This window comes from Microbacterium sp. STF-2, from assembly GCF_034650155.1.
GTDB lineage: Bacteria > Actinomycetota > Actinomycetes > Actinomycetales > Microbacteriaceae > Microbacterium > Microbacterium maritypicum_A.
In genome coordinates this window covers 1,594,182-1,612,786 of the sequence record NZ_JARKMW010000001.1, presented here as the reverse complement: position 1 = coordinate 1,612,786, position 18,605 = coordinate 1,594,182, and the positions used below count along the sequence as shown (strand labels likewise).

Annotated in this window: 18 protein-coding genes and 1 tRNA gene; 13 read left to right on the top strand and 6 right to left on the bottom strand. The window is 68.1% G+C overall.

The features are described from left to right. The first annotated feature begins 17 nt into the window (after positions 1–17). Positions 18–1,382 (top strand): NAD-dependent succinate-semialdehyde dehydrogenase, encoded by a 1,365-nt coding sequence (locus tag MicroSTF_RS07680; protein ID WP_029258913.1) that lies wholly within the window; start codon positions 18–20, stop codon positions 1,380–1,382. A 111-nt stretch (positions 1,383–1,493) separates the two neighbouring features. Next, a complete protein-coding gene (locus tag MicroSTF_RS07675; protein WP_029258912.1) occupies positions 1,494–1,931 on the top strand; it encodes a pyridoxamine 5'-phosphate oxidase family protein in 438 nt (145 codons plus the stop codon). Between the two features lie 16 nt (positions 1,932–1,947). Here MicroSTF_RS07675 and MicroSTF_RS07670 read toward each other — a convergent pair whose 3' ends face one another. After that, positions 1,948–2,118: a hypothetical protein gene (locus tag MicroSTF_RS07670; RefSeq protein ID WP_322954631.1), complete on the bottom strand. Its 171-nt coding sequence runs from the start codon at positions 2,116–2,118 to the stop codon at positions 1,948–1,950. A gap of 182 nt (positions 2,119–2,300) precedes the next feature. Between MicroSTF_RS07670 and poxB the strand changes: the two genes are divergently transcribed. Further along, on the top strand, positions 2,301–4,025 hold the full coding sequence (gene poxB, locus MicroSTF_RS07665; RefSeq protein ID WP_021201068.1) for a ubiquinone-dependent pyruvate dehydrogenase: 1,725 nt from the start codon (positions 2,301–2,303) through the stop codon (positions 4,023–4,025). A gap of 42 nt (positions 4,026–4,067) precedes the next feature. Here the strand turns inward: poxB and MicroSTF_RS07660 are convergent, their stop codons facing one another. After that, a complete protein-coding gene (locus tag MicroSTF_RS07660) occupies positions 4,068–6,866 on the bottom strand; it encodes a hypothetical protein (protein WP_322954629.1) in 2,799 nt (932 codons plus the stop codon). A gap of 23 nt (positions 6,867–6,889) precedes the next feature. Further along, complete coding sequence (locus tag MicroSTF_RS07655; RefSeq protein WP_322954627.1) at positions 6,890–8,713, bottom strand: HSP90 family protein; 1,824 nt, start codon at positions 8,711–8,713, stop codon at positions 6,890–6,892. Between the two features lie 195 nt (positions 8,714–8,908). On the opposite strand from MicroSTF_RS07655, the gene MicroSTF_RS07650 reads away from it, so the two are divergent. From MicroSTF_RS07650 to MicroSTF_RS07610, 9 genes are all read left to right on the top strand, one after another. Then, positions 8,909–8,981, top strand: a tRNA-Trp gene (locus MicroSTF_RS07650). Positions 8,982–9,021: 40 nt separating this feature from the next. Beyond that, positions 9,022–9,294 (top strand): preprotein translocase subunit SecE, encoded by a 273-nt coding sequence (gene secE / locus MicroSTF_RS07645; protein ID WP_021201065.1) that lies wholly within the window; start codon positions 9,022–9,024, stop codon positions 9,292–9,294. A gap of 40 nt (positions 9,295–9,334) precedes the next feature. Continuing rightward, on the top strand, positions 9,335–10,378 hold the full coding sequence (nusG, locus tag MicroSTF_RS07640) for a transcription termination/antitermination protein NusG (RefSeq protein WP_322954625.1): 1,044 nt from the start codon (positions 9,335–9,337) through the stop codon (positions 10,376–10,378). Between the two features lie 248 nt (positions 10,379–10,626). Next, positions 10,627–11,058 carry a 50S ribosomal protein L11 gene (gene rplK / locus MicroSTF_RS07635; RefSeq protein ID WP_017829145.1) on the top strand — a complete coding sequence of 144 codons (432 nt, stop codon included), beginning with the start codon at positions 10,627–10,629 and terminating at the stop codon, positions 11,056–11,058. Positions 11,059–11,069: 11 nt separating this feature from the next. Next, a complete protein-coding gene (gene rplA, locus MicroSTF_RS07630; RefSeq protein WP_021201063.1) occupies positions 11,070–11,759 on the top strand; it encodes a 50S ribosomal protein L1 in 690 nt (229 codons plus the stop codon). A 283-nt stretch (positions 11,760–12,042) separates the two neighbouring features. After that, positions 12,043–12,864, top strand: coding sequence for an amino acid ABC transporter substrate-binding protein (locus tag MicroSTF_RS07625; protein ID WP_029258909.1), 822 nt, complete (start codon positions 12,043–12,045; stop codon positions 12,862–12,864). 3 nt (positions 12,865–12,867) lie between these two features. Continuing rightward, on the top strand, positions 12,868–13,533 hold the full coding sequence (locus MicroSTF_RS07620) for an amino acid ABC transporter permease (protein WP_029258908.1): 666 nt from the start codon (positions 12,868–12,870) through the stop codon (positions 13,531–13,533). Beyond that, positions 13,520–14,323 (top strand): amino acid ABC transporter ATP-binding protein, encoded by an 804-nt coding sequence (locus MicroSTF_RS07615; RefSeq protein WP_322954619.1) that lies wholly within the window; start codon positions 13,520–13,522, stop codon positions 14,321–14,323. Before MicroSTF_RS07620 ends, MicroSTF_RS07615 begins: the two co-directional genes overlap by 14 nt. 48 nt (positions 14,324–14,371) lie before the next feature. After that, a complete protein-coding gene (locus MicroSTF_RS07610) occupies positions 14,372–14,728 on the top strand; it encodes an iron chaperone (RefSeq protein WP_292761868.1) in 357 nt (118 codons plus the stop codon). A gap of 7 nt (positions 14,729–14,735) precedes the next feature. On the opposite strand, the gene MicroSTF_RS07605 is transcribed toward MicroSTF_RS07610, so the two are convergent. Further along, positions 14,736–15,398, bottom strand: coding sequence for a LysE/ArgO family amino acid transporter (locus MicroSTF_RS07605; RefSeq protein ID WP_322954615.1), 663 nt, complete (start codon positions 15,396–15,398; stop codon positions 14,736–14,738). A 70-nt stretch (positions 15,399–15,468) separates the two neighbouring features. Here MicroSTF_RS07605 and MicroSTF_RS07600 point away from each other — a divergent pair, with 70 nt between their 5' ends. Continuing rightward, positions 15,469–16,413, top strand: a complete 945-nt coding sequence (locus tag MicroSTF_RS07600) for a LysR family transcriptional regulator ArgP (RefSeq protein WP_322954613.1) — start codon at positions 15,469–15,471, stop codon at positions 16,411–16,413. On the opposite strand, the gene MicroSTF_RS07595 is transcribed toward MicroSTF_RS07600, so the two are convergent. Both MicroSTF_RS07595 and MicroSTF_RS07590 read right to left on the bottom strand, forming a co-directional pair. Further along, complete coding sequence (locus MicroSTF_RS07595) at positions 16,352–16,840, bottom strand: MarR family winged helix-turn-helix transcriptional regulator (protein ID WP_322954612.1); 489 nt, start codon at positions 16,838–16,840, stop codon at positions 16,352–16,354. The genes MicroSTF_RS07600 and MicroSTF_RS07595 overlap by 62 nt on opposite strands. Then, positions 16,827–18,548 carry an MDR family MFS transporter gene (locus MicroSTF_RS07590; RefSeq protein ID WP_322954610.1) on the bottom strand — a complete coding sequence of 574 codons (1,722 nt, stop codon included), beginning with the start codon at positions 18,546–18,548 and terminating at the stop codon, positions 16,827–16,829. The genes MicroSTF_RS07595 and MicroSTF_RS07590 overlap by 14 nt, the downstream gene beginning before the upstream one ends. Between the last annotated feature and the right edge of the window lie 57 nt (positions 18,549–18,605).

Here is an 18,605-nt window from a genome sequence, read left to right as displayed (position 1 = left end):
ACACGAGAGGACATGTCATGACCGACTACGCCGTCACCAACCCCGCCACCGGAGAGACGCTGGCGTCCTTCGACACGTTCACGGATGCCCAGATCGATGAGGCGGTCGCCGCCGCCGACGAGGCCCACCGCGAGTGGTCGCGCTCGTCGACGGTCGCCGAGCGCGCGGCCCTCGTCCGGCGTGCCGCCGAGCTGCACCGCGAACGCCGCGAAGAGCTCGCCGACATCTTCGTGCGTGAGATGGGCAAGCCCCGCGAGGCCGCCCTCGGCGAGGTCGACTTCGCCGCCGACATCGCCGAGTACTACGCCGACCAGGCGGAGTCGATCATGGCCGACCAGCCGATCGCGATCCTGGGGGAGGGGTCGGCCATCATCCGCCGTTCCTCGCTCGGCCCGCTCGTCGGCATCATGCCGTGGAACTTCCCGGCGTACCAGATCGTGCGCTTCGCAGCTCCCAACCTGATCGTGGGCAACACGATCCTGCTCAAGCCCGCCCCGCAGTGCCCGGAGTCGTCGACCGCGATCGAAAAGATCTATCACGATGCCGGATTCCCGAAGGGCGCCTACCAGAACGTCCTCGCGACGAACGAGCAGATCGCGACGATGATCGCCGACCCGCGCGTGCAGGGTGTCTCGCTCACCGGATCCGAGCGCGCCGGTGCCGCGGTCGCCGAGATCGCCGGACGCAACCTCAAGAAGGTCGCACTCGAGCTCGGCGGCTCCGACCCGTTCATCGTGCTCTCCACCGACGACCTCGACGCCACGGTGCAGGCCGGCGTCGATGCGCGCCTCGACAACAACGGGCAGGCCTGCAACGGCGCGAAGCGCTTCATCATCGTCGACAGCCTGTACGACGCCTTCGTCGAGAAGTTCACGGCGGCGATGGCGGCCGTCGAGGCGACCGATCCCATGCTCGACGACACGGTCCTCGGTCCGGTGTCGTCCGAGACGGCTGCGGTCAACCTGCAGAAGCAGATCGACCAGGCGGTCGAGCAGGGAGCGACGCTCCTCACCGGCGGCACCCGTGACGGCGCGTTCTTCGCTCCGACCGTGCTGGCTGACGTGACGCCCGAGATGAACGTCTACCGCGAGGAGCTCTTCGGCCCCGCCGCCGTCGTCTACCGCGTGGCGGATGAGGACGCGGCGGTCGAGCTCGCGAACGACACCACCTTCGGTCTCGGCTCCTACGTCTTCACGACGGATGCCGCGCAGGCCGAGCGCGTTGCCGACAAGATCGAAGCGGGCATGGTCTACGTCAACCTCGTGCTCGCCGACAGCCCCGAGCTGCCGTTCGGCGGCGTCAAGCGCAGCGGCACGGCCCGCGAACTGGGTCACCTGGCCGCGGACGAGTTCGTCAACAAGAAGCTCATCCGCATCGGCTGAGCGCACGATGAACGGCCCCTCGCAGAACGCGGGGGGCCGTTGTCGCATCCACCACCGAATGCGGGACGGATGCCCTGTCGGTGGGGACATCGAGTGGGAGACAATGGCGGCATGAGCGCGCACACCGACCCCATCGAGATGCTGACCACCGACCGGAGCCGGGAGCTGCTCGGCACGCAGGAACTGGGAAGACTCGTCACCCACGTCGGGGACACGATCGACATCTTCCCGGTGAACTATGTGGTCGACGGCGACGGCATCCTGTTCCGCACGGCACCAGGCAGCAAGCTGTTCGAGCTGACGGTGAACACCGACGTGCTGTTCGAGGTCGACGATCATACCGACACGGACGCCTGGAGCGTCATCGTCCGCGGGCACGCGACCGCTCTGGAGGCGGATGCGGACGTGCACCGCGCGGATGCCGCGGGCCTTCGCCCCTGGATCCCCACCCTCAAGCGCGTCTACGTGCGCATCGACCCGACGTCGGTCTCCGGGCGGGCGTTCCGTCGCAGTGCGGAGCCGGACCGGGATGGTGCTCAGGAGTACTGAGCGCCACTCGTCGCCCTCAGGCGGAGAAGAGCTTCAACTCGTCGGGAGTGAAGTAGTTCTGGGTCACGTCCGTGATGCGCACGAGGTACTTTCCCCGCTTCCCGTCGATCGAGACGACGGTTCCGACATTGCCGGTCATCGTCGGTCCGGTGATCTGCACGGTGTCTCCGATGGCGAAGTCGCTCATTCTGCATCCTCTCGTCGTGCCGTGACCCCGGATGCGCCGGCGAGCGTCTCGGCTTCTTCTGATGCTTCGAGGCTAGATCGCGCGTCGAAGCGGCGACAGTGTCGGATGTCGGCAGTTCGAGTGACATCTGTCACGGCCGTCCGACGAGCCTCAGCCCCCTGCCTCAGGCGTAGGGTCGAAGCATGGCAAACGTCGCTGAGAACATCGTCAAGACTCTGCACGCCAACGGGATCGACCGTGTCTACGGCATTCCCGGGGACTCGCTGAACGGCTTCACGGATGCGCTGCGCAAAGACGGCACGATCCGATGGGTGCATGTGCGGCACGAGGAATCCGCCGCGTTCGCCGCCGCCGCCGATGCCGCAACCACCGGCGAGCTCGCCGTCGTCGCCGGATCCTGCGGGCCCGGGAACCTGCATCTGATCAACGGCCTCTACGACGCCAACCGCTCACGTGTTCCCGTGCTCGCGATCGCCGCCCACATCCCCACCACCGAGATCGGAACCGGATACTTCCAGGAGACGCATCCGCAGGAGCTCTTCCGCGAGTGCAGCGTCTACGTCGAGTACGTCGCCGATCCGAAGCAGATGCCGCGCCTGATGGAGATCGCCATGCGTGCTGCCATCGAAGAGCGCGGGGTCGCGGTGCTCGTGATCCCCGGTGACGTCGCCCTGGCGGACATCGCCGACGACCGTGCCGTCGTGATCGAGCGCACCCGCCCGGTGGTCGTGCCCAATCCGGCGGAGCTCGAGAAGGCGGCGACGCTGTTGAACGCCGCGAAGAAGGTCACGATCCTCGCGGGAGCCGGCGTCGAGGGCGCGCACGACGAGGTCATCGCGCTCGCCGACACACTGGGTGCTCCCATCGTGCATGCGCTCCGCGGCAAGGAGTTCATCGAGTACGACAACCCCTTCGACGTGGGGATGACGGGGCTTCTCGGCTTCGCTTCGGGCTTCCGGGCCATGGAGGCCGCCGACGCGCTGCTGGTGCTGGGCAGCGACTTCCCGTACGAGCAGTTCTACCCCGACAACGCGACGACGATCCAGGTCGACATCCGTGGTGCCCAGCTCGGCAAGCGGCATCCGCTCGATCTGGGGCTGGTCGGCGATGTACGTGCCACGGCGGACGCACTGCTGCCTCGACTGGCGCGCAAGGACGACCGCACGCACCTCGACGATGCCACCGCGCACTACCGCAAGACTCGCAAGAAGCTCGACGAGCTGGCGGTGCCGGCCAAGGGCAAGCGTCCCATCCACCCGCAGTACCTCGCTCGTCTCCTGGACGAATACGCGGCCGACGATGCGATCTTCACGGCCGACGTGGGGTCGCCGACCGTGTGGGCGGCCCGATACCTCTCGATGACCGAGAACCGGCGACTGATCGGCTCGTTCACGCACGGCTCCATGGCCAATGCGCTGATGCACGGCATCGGGGCCCAGGTCGCACACCCCGACCGTCAGGTCGTGGCGCTCGCGGGTGACGGCGGCCTCTCGATGATGCTCGGCGAGCTGCTGACCCTGACGCAGAACAAGCTGCCCGTGAAGACCGTCGTGGTCAACAACTCGTCGCTGAACTTCGTCGAGCTCGAGATGAAGGCCGCCGGTTTCGTGACGTACGGGACGGGGCTGGACAACCCCAGCTTCGCTGCGATCGCCGAGGCGATGGGGATCTTCGCACGCCGGGTGGAGCGGAGCGAGGACCTCCCCGACGCCGTCCGCGAAGTGCTGGCCCATGACGGTCCCGCTCTGCTCGACGTGGTCACCGAACGGCAGGAGCTCTCCATGCCGCCCGCGATCGAGGCGGCGCAGGTCAAGGGCTTCGCGCTCTACGCGATCCGCACGGTCATGTCCGGGCGCGGCGACGAACTCCTCGATCTCGCGAAGGCCAACTGGCGCCAGCTCTTCTGAGACGGCGCCCCCAGCGACGGCGCCGTCTCGCCGGCCCTGCGCTCAGCTCTCCAGGTGCGCGCGGATCTCGGCGGCTTCGCCGTGACGGCCGAGTGCCTCGAGCACGTTGCCGAGCTCGAGGGCCGACACCTGCAACAGCGGCGGGTGTCCGGCCGCGTGCTCGATGGCGCTGCGGTAGACCGGGACCGCGTCGGCTGAGCGCTCGTTGCCGGCGAGCACCCGTGCCGCGAACAGCTCCGAGCCTCCGGCCGAGCCCAGGTCTCCGAGCGCTGCGAAGCCGTCGGCCGCGGTGAGAGCAGCCGAGACGGCTTCATCGACACGGCCGAGCTCGGCCAGCGCCCGTGCGCGCGAGTCGGTCACATCCGCGAGCAGCCACTCGGCCTCGTGCTGCTGCGCGAGGGCGGCGACCTCGTCGAAGAGCCCGAACGCCCGCTCATCGCCGCGTCCGCCGTAGGCCTGGCCGAGACTGTGCAGAACCTCGGTGAGCGCGCCGACGGCTTCGGGCGCGCGCCGCACGATCTCGGCGGCGGACTCGAGCAGGGCGATCGCATCGTCGTGCTCGTCGAAGCGCGCGAGGATCTTGGCCTGCTCCGTCATCGATATCGCCTGGTCCGCGTGCTCCTCGGCCTGCCCGAACAGTTCGGAGGCATAGCCGTGCGCACCGACCGACTGACCGAACTCGCCCGCGGCGCTCAGGGCGCGCGCGAGCATCGACACGGTCATGGCGCGCGAGCCGGCGGGGACGTCGGCCTCCTCCTCGCGCTGCAGCACGTCGCCGAACAGCTCTGCGGCTTCTTCTGCATCGCCGACACGCAGCATCGCGCGCGCGAGACGGAAGTCGAGTCCGGTCGTGTCCGCTCCGGCTTCGCCTCCCAGGCGCGCGGCGAGGCGGTAGCGCGAGACGGCTTTCTCCGGCTCGTCCGCGTCCTCCCAGAGGGCTCCGGCGAGCAGGTGCGCGTCACCGAGCGCGCGGGTCGCTCCCAGTTCGGCGAGCAGGCGGCAGGCCTCGTCGGCATCGGCCGCGCCCTCCAGGTATGTGTTCCCGCCGCCGCGCACGCGTGCGCGGGTCTGCAGCGCCTGGGCCCGGTGGCCCGCGCTGAGGTCGTCCTGAGCGAGGAAGCGGTCGAGCAGCGCGCTCCCCGCTTCGAGGTCGCCCTTGCTCAGCACGGCCGAGATGGCCAGCAGCGTCGTGGTGTTCGTCAGACGGGTGTCCTCGGCCTCGGCGAACGACCGCGCCGCCACCTCGGCGTGATCGAGCGCGGCGTCGGGTTCGCCGGACTGCAGGTGCAGGGCGGCGCGGCTGATCGCGAGGTCACCGCGCGTCCAGGCGGGCAGGTCGTCCGATGCGCCGATCTCCTCTTCGAGCGCGGCGGTCGTCTCCGGGGTGTTCAGGCCGAACGTCGCGAGGCCGATGCGCTCCTCGAGGTCGGCCTGCACGTCGCGGCCGGCCGCCCGCAGCGCAGCGATGCGTTCCGGCAGAAGCTGCAGGGCCTCGTCGGCGCGATCGAGGGCGATCAGGATGCCCAGGCGCATCGAGAGCAGCTGGGCGCGCTTGGCGGGGTCCTCGACCTCGAGGGCACGGGGCAGGGCCTCGAGCGTCTCGTGCTCGGCGCCGAACTGGGCGAGCTGCATCGCCCGTTCGAACCATCCGTCCGCGTCGACCGGTGTGGTGGTGGGGGCCGCGGCGACGAACGCGTCGGAGCGGATCGGAACGTCGTACCGCTCGTCCGCCAGCGCCCGCATCCGTTCCAGGCTGCGGGCGTGCCCGTCCGTCCCGTCACGCTCGTCGAAGCCCGCTCCGATCCGCTCCGCAGCGGTCCACGCGGCTGCCGCGAGCTCGGCGGCGCTCCAGGTGCCGTCGTGCTCGCCGAAGAACGGGACGAGGGCGGCCGACTCCGCGCCGCGCACGGGAGCGTCGCCGTGTCCGACGGCCGTCACCCGGTCCAGCGCCACGGCGAGGGCCGCGAGAGCCGCGAAGTGGGCGTCGACGTTCAGGCCGTCGTGCGCGAGCCAGGAGATGTGCTTCTCGACCAGTGCGAGCGCGCGCGCCTCGTTGCCGGTGAGGGCTGCGAACACGATGTTGTTGGCGACGATGCGCAGGTTGTCGGGGTTGTCCTTGGCCAGTCGGTAGCTGCGCAGATGCGCGGTCTTCGCCTCGTCGAGGCGTCCGGCACGCAGGTAGGGCAGGAGCACGCGCGAGAGGGCGTGCTCGGGCTCCTCTCCACAGGAGAATCCGCCCTCGATCATCTCCTCGACGAGCACGATCGCCTCGGCGTCGCGGTCGGTGTCGGCGAAGAAGCCCGCGATCTGACTGCGTCCGCAGGCGTCGCAGTGGCTGTGGTCGTCGCGCGGCGTCGCCTCCAGCTGCACGCGCAGCGCCTCGGCCTCGTCCATGCGACCGGCGTCCCAGGCGTCCTCGAAGCGCGCGGTGAGCACGCCGCTGACGCCGAGCCCCGCGGCGCGGTAGTGCGACTCCATGTCGTCGAGCACGGCGGCGATCTGCTCCTGCGAGAACGCGGGGGAGGACCGCAGCGACGAGGCCATCCACTTGAACTGCCACATCAGATCGGCTCCGCCGTTGTCGAGATCGGCCGGGAAGCGCTGCGGGTCGGCATCGTGATGGGCGAGGCACCACGCGAACGAGTTGAGCATCACGTCGGTGGCGCCGTTCATGTTCGCCGACGCGGTCTGACGCATCCGAGCCTCGTACTCGAGCCGCTCGTCGCCGATCTCGATCGCCAGGGCGACGGCCTCGGAGACCAGCGCCTGCTCTGCGGGCCCCCAGGGGGTGCGATCGATCTCCTCGATCAGCTGCTGGAAGCGCTTCTTCGGACGTGCCATGGAGGGGACCTTTCGGTGGAGAGTCAGCGGGCGTCGCCGAAGGGGATGGTGTCGCCCTCCAGACCGGCCGAGAGCGAGACGAGGTCGGCGAGGGCGCTGGTCATCAGCGTCCGGTCGGCGTCCGCGAGCGGATGGTGCCCGGCGAGAAGCGCCTGGATGTAGAGGAGCTGCACGGTGCGCGCGAAGACGGCGTCGTCCTGCACGCGCACCAGGGCGCGCACGACCCGATTGGACCAGTTCAGGCACAGGCGTGCGCGCAGATCGTCGTCGCGGGCGGATGACAGGGTCTGGTCGATGCGATCCAGTACACCGCCCCACAGGGCCCCGGTGACGCCCTTGGTGCGTCCGCGGTCGATCGCCCGCAGCACCTCGGGGTCGGCCACGTAGAGCCCGGCGAGATCGGGGCGGTCGATCGACCGGACGACCACGGAGCAGTCGGATGCGGCGAGCACGGCACCGGCGCGCGCTTCGAGGGCGACGGCCGCATCGCGGTCGTCGAGAGGTGGCGGATCGAGACGATCGAGTTCGCCCGTGACATCCACCTTTTCGACGGAGACGTGCGGGTAGAGGTCGGGCAGCATCCGGATCAGATCGGCGTCGTAGAGGTAGCCGCCGTTGACGAGCACCTCATCGGAGGGGGAGATGCCGGCCACCTGGCGGAATTCGTCCACGCTCTGCGCGTAGCGGATGTGCGGGTATCGCTCGACGAGGTCGCCGATCCGCACCGTGCCGTGCGTCGTCTCGACCGTCAACCAGCGGGAGATGAAGTGGGCGAGCTCCTCGTCGTGGCGCACCAGGGATTTGAGGCCGACCTCGTGCACGGCGACGAACTGCGCGAGACGATGGGGTTCGCGCAGCCCCAGCTCGAGCACCCAGCGGCGGATGCCGGCGCCCAGCTGCTCGCGCACGCGTTCGAGCGCCGCGTCCTCGACGAGCGATTCCCTGCTCGCGGTGGGAGCGAGGCCGGTGGAATCGATCACGGCGCGCACGAAGAAGGCCCAGTCGGGGAGCACGTCGTCGACGCGCTCGGAGAGCAGCATCCGTCCCAGGTACATGCGCGTGGCCTGGCGTGCACCGGGAGGAGGGGCGAACGGCAGCACGTACGCGAGGCCGCGCGTGCCCGTCGCGGGCTCGCTCAGCTCGATGACGTCGAGCGGACTCGCGCCGAGGAGATCCCGACCGTAGCCGACCGCCGCTTCGGGGTCCTGCGCGGCGTCGAGGAACGGAGCGTCTCGGGTGATGTCGATGTCGCCGGCGGCGGCGTCGATCGTGACGCGCACCGGCAGGAACTCCCCGAACGTCGTCGCCAGCTCGTGCACTGCGGCGGGGCGCAGCAGCTCGTCGGCGTCGAAGCGCGGGACGAGGTGCACACTGGTGCCGATCGGCAGCTCCTCGTCGATCTCGGCCACCTGGAACGTGCCGTCGGCACTGCCGGTCCACTCGACCGAGGCGCCGTCGCGGGCGCTGCGCGAGCGGATGACGATCGTGTCGGCGACCATGAAGCAGCTGAGCAGACCGATGCCGAACTGCCCAAGGTAGTCGCTGCGGGGGAGGTCGAAGATGTCCCGCTTGGAGCTGCGGCCGACCGTCGCCAGCAGATCGGCGACCTCCGTGGCGGTCAGCCCCACGCCGTCGTCGCGCAGCACGAACTCGCCGGTCTCGGCGGTCAGCGGAGTGATCCGGATGCGGCCGCCGCCACCGTCGACCTCGCGGCGGGCGGTGATCGCGTCGCGGGCGTTCTGCAAGAGCTCTCGCAGGTACACGCGAGGACTGGAGTAGATGTGCCGGCTGAGCAGATCGACGACTCCGCGCAGATCCACCTGGAACTGCTGCACTTCAGCGCTCACCGGCGCTCCCTCCTCCTGCATACGCTCGCTGAGCCTAACAAGAACACGCCATCGCGATCCCGGTTCGGCGCGACCGGATCGATGCCGTATGCTTGTGGGGCAGTTGTTGTCTGCATTCTTTCGCCATGCCTGGGGTCTTCCGATCGCGGCTACGGTGGCAGAGTGGGGAGAACACCCCGAGACCTCCCGGTCTCTAGGGCGGTAGCTCAATTGGCAGAGCAGCGGTCTCCAAAACCGCAGGTTGCAGGTTCGATTCCTGTCCGCCCTGCGCGTCAGCGCAACGCTGACACACGAAAGGTACATTCAGGATGGATCAGGACGAACCGCGCGGCGAGGTCGTCGCGGCCGGCGCCACCCGCGAGAAGAAGGGCAACCCCTTCTCCCGGTTCTTCGGGAGCATCGCCCTGTTCATCCGCCAGGTCATCGCCGAGCTCCGCAAGGTCGTCACCCCGACTCGCAAGGAGCTGTTCAAGTTCACCGGGGTGGTGCTCGTCTTCGTGATCATCGTCATGGGCATCGTCTACGGCTTGGACTTCGCCTTCGGGCTCTTGGCGCACTGGGTGTTCGGAATCCCTGGCTGATGACCCCCGCGGCTCGCGCCGCAGCTATGGAGAAAACAACGTGTCTGAACGATATTCCGACGACGCCGACTGGGCGACCGCCGCAGAGCAGTCCAGCGAGGAAGACGAGGCCCAGGAGGGCAACGTCCTCGCTGAGGAAGAGCTCTCGGTCACCTCGGCGGAACACGTCGCGGTCCACGTCAAAGATGAGGACGGCGAAGAGGATGACACGGCTGACATCGACATCGACATCGACGACCCGGAGGCGGACGCGATCGTGAACGACGCTCTCAACCTGGACGAAGCGGCTGAGTCTGAGGCTGCCGCTGAGGTCCTCAACGAATCAGTGGCCGAAGAGGTCGCCGAGCAGGAGGCGGAGGCGGCCGACGAGGTCACTCCCTACGACGGTCCCGAGCTCGGCGCTGACGACGCGCAGGCCGACGAGGACTCCTCGACGGACGAAGACGACGAGGACGCCGAGGAAGACCCGTACGAGGCCTTCCGCATGGACCTCCGCATGCTCCCGGGCAAGTGGTACGTCATCCACTCCTACGCCGGTTTCGAGCGCAAGGTGAAGGCCAACATCGAGCAGCGCAAGTCGACGCTCGAGGTCGAGGACGAGATCTACCAGGTCGAGGTCCCGATGGAAGACGTGGTCGAGATCAAGAACGGCCAGCGCAAGATGGTCACCCGCGTGCGCATCCCCGGCTATGTGCTGGTGCGCATGGAGCTCACGGAAGACACCTGGTCGGTCGTGCGGCACACCCCGGGTGTCACCGGCTTCGTGGGCAACGCCCATAACCCGACGCCGCTGCGCTTCGAAGAGGCCTTCAACATGCTGAAGTCGCTCGTCGAGGTCAAGGACGTCCCCACGGCCAAGAACATCGCGTCGAAGGGCGGCGTCGCCGTCGCTCGTCCCCTGCCGGCCGAGGTCGACTTCGAGGTCGGCGAGACCATCACGATCAAGGAGGGCTCGTTCGCGGGTCTTCCCGGTTCGATCAGCGAGATCAAGCCCGAGAGCGGCAAGCTCACGGTCCTCGTCTCCCTCTTCGAGCGCGAGACGCCGGTGGAGCTGTCGTTCGACCAGGTCACCAAGATGGTCTGACACACATTCACACGAGAACGGCCGTCCCTCTCGGGGCGGCCGTTCTCGCGTCGTGCAGGCGCCTCTTGCGTCGGGCAGGCGTCCGTTGCGCCGCTGAGCGGCCGTGGCCGGCAGGACTCCTTCTGATCGGGTAGACTTGTGTGGTTTGTGCGACGCTTCGGCGTGCGCGGAGACGACCACGTTCCGGAACCGCCGGATCTGTGGGAGAAGCGGATGCTCCGGCATCCGATTCGATGAAAGGAAAGAGAATGGCACCGAAGAAGAAGGTGACCGGCCTGATCAAGCTTCAGATCAACGCCGGTGCAGCCAACCCGGCGCCGCCGATCGGCCCCGCGCTCGGTCAGCATGGCGTCAACATCATGGAGTTCTGCAAGGCGTACAACGCCGCGACCGAGTCGCAGCGCGGCAACGTCATCCCCGTCGAGATCACCGTCTACGAGGACCGCAGCTTCACCTTCGTCCTGAAGACCCCGCCTGCTGCGGAGCTCATCAAGAAGGCCGCCGGCGTCCCCAAGGGCTCCGCGACCCCGCACACCGTCAAGGTCGCGAAGATCACCAAGGACCAGGTCCGTCAGATCGCCGAGACCAAGCAGGCCGACCTGAACGCGAACGACATCGAGGCCGCGATCTCGATCATCGCCGGCACCGCCCGTTCCATGGGCATCACGGTCGAGGGCTGAGGAGAATAATCATGGCTACCAAGTCCAAGGCTTACAAGGCTGCCGCCGAGAAGATCGAGGCAGACCGTTTCTACACCCCCACCGAGGCCGTCGCCCTCGCGAAGGAGACCGGTTCGACGAAGTTCGACTCGACCGTCGAGGTCGCGCTGAAGCTCGCCGTCGACCCCCGCAAGGCGGACCAGATGGTGCGCGGCACCGTCATCCTGCCCCACGGCACCGGCAAGACCGCCCGCGTCATCGTCTTCGCCACCGGCCCCGCGGCCGAGGCTGCGATCGCCGCAGGTGCAGATGAGGTCGGCGGCGCCGAGCTCATCCAGAAGGTCGCCGATGGCTGGACCAACTTCGACGCCGCTGTCTCCACCCCGGAGCTCATGGGCCAGGTCGGTCGTCTCGGAAAGGTGCTCGGACCGCGTGGTCTGATGCCGAACCCGAAGACCGGCACCGTGACCCCGAACCCGGCCAAGGCCGTCGAGGAGATCAAGGGCGGAAAGATCGAGTTCCGCGTCGACAAGCACGCCAACGTGCACTTCGTCGTCGGCAAGGCGTCCTTCACCGCAGAGCAGCTGAACGAGAACATCGGCGCAGCGCTCGAGGAGATCGTCCGCCTCAAGCCGTCGAGCTCGAAGGGCCGTTACATCCAGAAGGGTGCGGTGTCGACCACGTTCGGCCCCGGCATCCCGCTGGACGTCAACTCCATCTGAGTCTGACTCTCTGAAACGCCCCCGGGTTCGCCCGGGGGCGTTTCTGCGTCCTGCGCAGACCTCGTTCCGGTCGCACTTCCTGCCGCATCATCGACTGCTGAGCGGCAGTAAGTGCGACCGGAACAGGGCTGGCGCTCGAACGGGGCAGGGCCCCGAGAGGGCCGGCCAGCCCGCGAAACGCAACGTCATCGGATGCGGCGAACCGCCGAGCGCCACGTACTGTAGGGGAGTTCCCGCGTCGGTCGCGTAAACTCGCACCGCGCTTCACACCCCAGGAGGGTTCATGTCCCGTCGTCTCATCGCCGTCACCGCACTCGTCGTCGCCGCCGCAGCCCTGACCGCCTGCAGCGGGTCGAGCACGCCCGCGAGCACCTCGGGCAGTGGCGAGAGCTCCGCGAGTTCGGAGTACGGTCTCGCGAAGGACGGCACGCTCACCGTCGGAACCGAGGGCACGTATCGCCCGTTCAGCTTCCACGGCGACAACGGCGCCGGCGACCTGACCGGATACGACGTGGAGATCATCGAAGCCGTCGCCGACAAGCTCGGCCTCGAGGTGAAGTTCGAAGAGACCCAGTGGGATGCGATCTTCGCGGGCCTCGACGCCGGACGCTTCGACGTGATCGCCAACCAGGTCACGATCAATGACGAGCGTGAGGCGAAATACCTCTTCAGCACGCCCTACACGGTCTCGCCCGGCGTGATCGTCGTGAACGAGGACGACGACTCGATCTCGTCGTTCGCTGACCTCGAGGGCAAGACCACCGCACAGTCGCTCACGAGCAACTGGAACGACCTCGCCACCGAATCGGGTGCCAAGGTCGAGGGCGTCGAGGGCTGGGCGCAGGCCGTCGAGCTCCTGCGTCAGGGCCGCGTCGATGCGACCATCAACGACAAGCTGACGTTCCTCGACTACGAGACGACCAACAGCCCGACCGGTCTGAAGATCGCCGCCGAGACCGAAGATGCCGGCGAGCAGGCCTTCGCGTTCACCAAGGACAAGGAAGCGCTCGTCACGGCGGTCGACGGGGCGCTCGACGAGCTGCGTGCGGACGGAACTCTGGCCGAGATCAGCAAGAAGTACTTCGGCGAAGACGTCTCGCAGTAATCGATGGAGAACCCCTGGCAGCTGTTCCTCGACTCGCTCGGGCCGATCGCCTGGGCGGGGCTGACGGCGACGGTGCCGCTCGCACTGGCATCGTTCACGCTGGGACTCGTCATCGCCATCGGCATCGCGCTGATGCGGATCTCCGTGAACCCGATCCTCTCTGGCGTCGCGCGGTTCTACATCTCGGTGATCCGGGGGACGCCGCTGCTGGTGCAGCTGTTCGTGATCTTCTACGGCATGCCGTCGATCGGGATCACGATCGATCCATGGCCGAGCGCGATCATCGCGCTGTCGCTCAATGTCGGCGGCTACGGCGCCGAGGTGGTGCGTGCGGCCATCCTCTCCGTCCCGCAGGGGCAGTGGGAGGCCGCGTACACCGTGGGGATGAACCGCACGCGCACGCTCACGCGCATCATCCTGCCGCAGGCGGCGCGGGTGTCGGTGCCGCCGCTGTCGAACACGTTCATCTCCCTCGTGAAGGACACCTCGCTCGCGTCGCTGATCCTCGTGACCGAGCTGTTCAAGGTGGCCCAGCAGATCGCGTCGACGACCTACGAGTTCATGGTGCTCTACCTCGCCGCGGCGCTGGTCTACTGGGTGTTCTGCCTGGTGCTGTCATTCGGGCAGAGCGCCCTCGAGAGGAGGCTCGACAGTCGTGTCGCGCACTGACAACGCTTCAGAGGCTCTGCTCACCGCCCGTGGCCTGCACAAGAGCTTCGGTGACAACGAGGTGCTCCGCGGCATCGATCTGACTCTGCACCGTGGCGAGGTCGTCGTGCTCATCGGCCCCAGCGGCTCGGGTAAGACGACCGTGCTCCGTGCGCTCAACGGGCTCGAGACACCGGACGCCGGCACGATCGTGGTCGCGGGCGGGCCGGAGATCGACTTCGCGCCGGAGGCGAGGCCTTCGCCCCGCGTCCAGAAGCAGAAGCGACTCGCGCTGCGCGACCGTTCCGCGATGGTGTTCCAGCACCACAACCTCTTCCCGCACCTGACGGTTCTCGAGAACGTCATCGAGGGGCCGTGGCGGGTGCAGGGGCGTCCGAAGGCCGAGGTGGTGGCCGAGGCGCTCGCGCTGCTCGACCGGGTCGGTTTGGCCGACAAGGCGGATGCCCGCCCGCACCAACTCTCCGGAGGGCAGCAGCAGCGCGTGGGAATCGTGCGCGCGCTCGCGCTCAAGCCCGACCTGCTGCTGTTCGACGAGCCGACCAGTGCGCTCGATCCGGAGCTCGTCGGCGAAGTGCTGCTCGTGATCAAGGAGCTCGCGGACGAGAACTGGACCATGGCGGTCGTCACCCACGAGCTGAGCTTCGCGCGCGAAGCCGCCGATCACGTGCTGTTCATGGACGGCGGCGTCGTCGTGGAGCAGGGGCCGCCGGCTGAGATCTTCAGCGCACCGAAGCATGAACGCACGAAGCGTTTCCTCACCCGCATCATGCGTCCGCTCGACGGCGTCTGATCGCGCTCGGTCCTCGCCCTGCGCGTCGATCGGTGGCAGGATGCCCTCGTGGGAACCATCGACGACTACCTGGCAGAGCTCACCACGGCGGATCGTGAGGCGATCGATCGGGTCTACGCGGTCGCGCGTCAGGAGGCGCCGGAGTCCGAGCAGGGCAAGGGCTACGGCATGCCCGCGCTCGTGCACGGCGGCAAGCCGCTGCTCTCGGTGATGCGCGCCAAGAAGCACATCGGCATCTACCCGTTCAGCCCGGATGCCGTCGCGGCCGTCGCGGACGATCTGGAGGGGCATCCCGGCGTCAGCGTCGACAAGGGCACCATCCGCTTCCAACCCGAGCATCCGATCCCACGCGCCGTGCTCGAGAGCCTCGTCCGCGCTCGGCTCGCACAGATCGACGGAGCCTGAGACCTCGTCAGCCTCCCAGCACCGGCAGCACAAGGCTGATCGCGATCGCGATCATGACCACGGCGATCACGGCGTCGAGGATGCGCCAGGATCGCGGGGTGCGCAGCCAGCGCCCCAGATAGCGGGCGCCGAACCCCAGCGCGGTGAACCACAGGATGCTGGCGGCGATCGCCCCGCCCGCGAACAGCCAGCGCTCGTCGCCGTGGGTGGCCGCGATCGATCCGAGCATCAGCACGGTGTCGAGGTAGACGTGCGGGTTGAGCCACGTGAGGGCGAGCGTGGTGAGGATCACGGGTGTCAACCGCGTGCGAGTGAGCGTCGCCGTCACGCCGCTCGATGCGAGCGATGCGGAGGGCGAGGAGTCGGAGGTCTCGACGACCAGCTCCTCACCTCCACGCCAGGCCCGGCGTGCGGCCAGGATGCCATAGGTCAGCAGGAACAGCGCCCCCGCCCATCGTGCGACGACCACCAGCCACGGCGCGGCAGAGATCACGAAGCCGAGCCCGGCGACGCCCGCCGCGATCAGCGCTGCGTCGGAGAGCGCGCAGATTGCCACGACGGCGAGGACGTGCTCGCGGCGGATCCCCTGACGCAGCACGAAGACGTTCTGCGCGCCGATGGCGACGATGAGGGAGATACCGAGGCCGAGGCCGGCGAGAACCGTGAGCATGGATACAGCCTAGGAACGGCCGGACATCAAGAGAAGCGAAGATTTCTACCGAACCATTAGCATCACTGATGTGCGAATCGATCCCGAACTCGCGGCCACCCTCGCCGCCATCGTCGACGAGGGGACACTGGATGCCGCCTCGAGGCGACTGCAGATCACTCCTTCCGCGGTGAGTCAGCGGTTGAAGACTCTTGAGCAGCAGCTGGGGCGCATCCTGGTCGTGCGCACCAAGCCCGCACGGCTGACGCAGGCGGGGGAGGCGGTCGTCCGTCTGGCGCGGCAGGTCGCTCTGCTGGAGCATGATGCGCTGGCTGGGGTGGGCATCGACGAGGCCGGCGCGGCGCGCAGGATCAGCATCCCCCTCGCGGTCAACGCCGACTCGATGGCGACCTGGTTCCTCGCTCCGCTCGCGCGCCTGTCCGCCGCGCACGACATCGACTTCGACCTGCACCGCGATGACCAGAACTTCACCGCGCGTCTCCTGGAATCGGGAACGGTGATGGCTGCCGTCACGAGCGAGGAGTCTCCGGTCTCCGGATGCTCGGTGTCACCGCTCGGGGTGCTGGAATACCGGGCGATGGCCGAGCCGGGTTTCGCGGCGCGGTGGTTCCCGGACGGGCCGACCTCGACCGCGCTGGCCGCAGCCCCGTTCGTCGACTTCGACCGGAGGGACACCCTGCAGCACGAATGGCTTCGGGCGATGGCGGTCGCGCAGGAGGGCGTTCCGCGGCACTACGTTCCCGCATCCCATGACTACGCTCTTGCCGTCACCCTGGGGCTCGGTTGGGGGATGGTGCCGCTGCTGCAGGAGTCGGCTGGGCTCGTGCCGTTGGGGGGACCGACCCTGCGCGTGCAGCTCTATTGGCAGCAGTGGAACCTGCGCTCGGAGTTGCTCGACACGATCGCCGCGGAGGTCGCCACCGAGGCCCGGCGCGTCCTCGGCAGCGTCCCGGTCAATCGGCCGCGGTCGACCCCGGTGTCACTCCGGAAGCCAGGGCGTGCAGCAACCGGGTGAGGTTGCCGATGTCGGTGAGGCTCCACTGCTCGAGCGTGCGCAGCAGCAGGCCCTCCTGCGGCAGTCGAGCCGCTGACAACCGCTCCGTGCCGAGGGGCGTGAGCTCCAGGAGGGACGAACGGCCGTCGGCGGGGTCGGCGGTGCGCTCGATCAGACCGAGTTCCTCCAGCTCGCGCACCGTGCGGCTGACCTGTCCCTTGTCCATGAGCATCCGCTCGGACAGCGTCGACACGGTCACCCGTTCGCATCGGGCGATCGTCGTGAAGATCTTGTAGGCGCCGGGCAGCAGACCGGGGCTCACCCGATGGGCGTTCTCGGTGATGACGCGGCGGAAGTGCGTGATCAGCTCACTGAACTCCGCCTCGAGGGCGCGGACCGTTTCGGCCCGCGCCTCCGGGGTGTCGATGTCTTTCTCAGCGTCGGGCATCGGAGGTGCCGTCCCCACGGTCACCGGCGCGGTCGACGACCGTCACGGTACCGGTCGTCGGGGCACCGGAGAGCGCAGTCGCGTCGGCGATCGCCACGTCGACCGCGCCGTCGACGCTGCCGTCGACGGGCTTCTTCTTCGCGGCGTCCGCCTGGGCGCGCTCGGTCGTGGTCATCGTCGTCAGCGGTCGGTTCGGCAGGAACAGGATCGCGATGAGGCTGATCACCGCGAGCGGGATGCCGATCAGGAACGCGTGCGAGATGGCCTGGGCGTAGAAGTCCTCGATGATCGAGCGCACCGGTTCCGGGAGGAGTCGGACCTCCGGCAGTGTTCCGCTGGAGAGCTGTGCGGCGACTTCGGCGCCCTTGTCGCCGAGCTGGGCGATCGCTGCCCCGATGCGCTCCTTGCCGTCGCTGAACAGACCGGTGAGGCTGTTCGCGAGCACGGCGCCCATGACGGAGACGCCGATCGTGCCGCCGAGGCTGCGGAAGAAGGTCACGCCCGAGCTCGCAACGCCCATCTCGCTGGGCTTCGCGACGTTCTGCACGATGAGCACGAGATTCTGCATGGTCATGCCGACGCCCGCGCCCATCACGAACATGTAGATCGAGACGAGGACGAAGTTCGTGTCGTAGTGCAACGTGGACAGCATCACGGAGCCCGCGATCAGCAGCACGGACCCGAGGATCAGGTAGCCCTTCCACTTGCCGAAACGGGTGACGAGCTGGCCGATGACCATCGACGAGATCAGGAGGCCGGCCATCATCGGCAGGGTCATGAGCCCGGCCTCGGTCGGCGTCGCACCGCGGGAGAGCTGCATGTACTGCGCGAGGTACACCGAGGTGCCGAACATCGCGACGCCGATCGAGATCGACGCGAGCACCGAGAGGGTGAAGGTGCGGCCGCGGAACAGCGTGAGCGGGATGAGCGGCTCGCGCACCTTGAGCTCGACGATGATGAAGGCGATGGCCGAGACGATCGCGCCGCCGACCATGAGCACGGTCTCTGTGCTCCACCAGTCGAACGTCGAGCCGGCGTTGGTGATCCAGATGAGGATCAGCGAGACGGCGGCCGACAGCAGCACGATGCCGACGTAGTCGATCGACACCTTGCGGGTGCGCTCGGTGCTGATGTGCAGAGTCTTCTGCAGGATGATCAGTGCGGCCACGGCGAAGGGGAGGGCGACGAAGAAGTTCCAGCGCCAGTTGGCGACGTCGGTGATCCATCCGCCGAGCAGCGGGCCGCCCACGGTGGCGACAGCCATCACGGCACCGAACAGACCCATGTAGCGGCCGCGCTCGCGCGGGCTGATGATGTCGGCCATGATGACCTGGCTGAGGGCGGCGAGCCCACCGCCGCCGATGCCCTGGATGGCGCGGAAGGCGATGAGGGTGTTGGTGTCCTGCGCGAATCCGGCCGCAGCGGTCGCTCCGACGAAGACGATGATCGCGATCTGGATCAACAGCTTGCGATTGAACAGGTCGGCGAGCTTGCCCCAGATCGGGGTCGAGATCGCGGTGGTGAGGAGCGTCGCCGTGATGACCCAGGTGTAGGCGGCCTGGTCGCCGCCGAGGTCGTGCACGATGACCGGCATCGAGGTGGAGACCACCGTGGTCGCGATCATCGAGACGAACATGCCGAGGAGGAGGCCGGTGAGGGCTTCGAGCACCTGGCGATGCGTCATCTTGACGGGGGAATCCGTGGTCATGCGTGACCTTTCGCAGAAGGGTGGTGGAGAGATGCTGCGACAGCTCTGGCGCGCACG

Excerpts from the sequence above, each read along its gene's own strand:
- MicroSTF_RS07680 (WP_029258913.1), top strand. The coding sequence starts at position 18 with ATGACCGACTACGCCGTCACCAACCCCGCCACCGGAGAGACGCTGGCG.
- MicroSTF_RS07675 (WP_029258912.1), top strand. The coding sequence starts at position 1,494 with ATGAGCGCGCACACCGACCCCATCGAGATGCTGACCACCGACCGGAGC.
- MicroSTF_RS07670 (WP_322954631.1), bottom strand. The coding sequence starts at position 2,118 with ATGAGCGACTTCGCCATCGGAGACACCGTGCAGATCACCGGACCGACG.
- poxB (WP_021201068.1), top strand. The coding sequence starts at position 2,301 with ATGGCAAACGTCGCTGAGAACATCGTCAAGACTCTGCACGCCAACGGG.
- MicroSTF_RS07660 (WP_322954629.1), bottom strand. The coding sequence starts at position 6,866 with ATGGCACGTCCGAAGAAGCGCTTCCAGCAGCTGATCGAGGAGATCGAT.
- secE (WP_021201065.1), top strand. The coding sequence starts at position 9,022 with ATGGATCAGGACGAACCGCGCGGCGAGGTCGTCGCGGCCGGCGCCACC.
- rplK (WP_017829145.1), top strand. The coding sequence starts at position 10,627 with ATGGCACCGAAGAAGAAGGTGACCGGCCTGATCAAGCTTCAGATCAAC.
- rplA (WP_021201063.1), top strand. The coding sequence starts at position 11,070 with ATGGCTACCAAGTCCAAGGCTTACAAGGCTGCCGCCGAGAAGATCGAG.
- MicroSTF_RS07625 (WP_029258909.1), top strand. The coding sequence starts at position 12,043 with ATGTCCCGTCGTCTCATCGCCGTCACCGCACTCGTCGTCGCCGCCGCA.
- MicroSTF_RS07620 (WP_029258908.1), top strand. The coding sequence starts at position 12,868 with ATGGAGAACCCCTGGCAGCTGTTCCTCGACTCGCTCGGGCCGATCGCC.
- MicroSTF_RS07605 (WP_322954615.1), bottom strand. The coding sequence starts at position 15,398 with ATGCTCACGGTTCTCGCCGGCCTCGGCCTCGGTATCTCCCTCATCGTC.
- MicroSTF_RS07595 (WP_322954612.1), bottom strand. The coding sequence starts at position 16,840 with ATGCCCGACGCTGAGAAAGACATCGACACCCCGGAGGCGCGGGCCGAA.
- MicroSTF_RS07590 (WP_322954610.1), bottom strand. The coding sequence starts at position 18,548 with ATGACCACGGATTCCCCCGTCAAGATGACGCATCGCCAGGTGCTCGAA.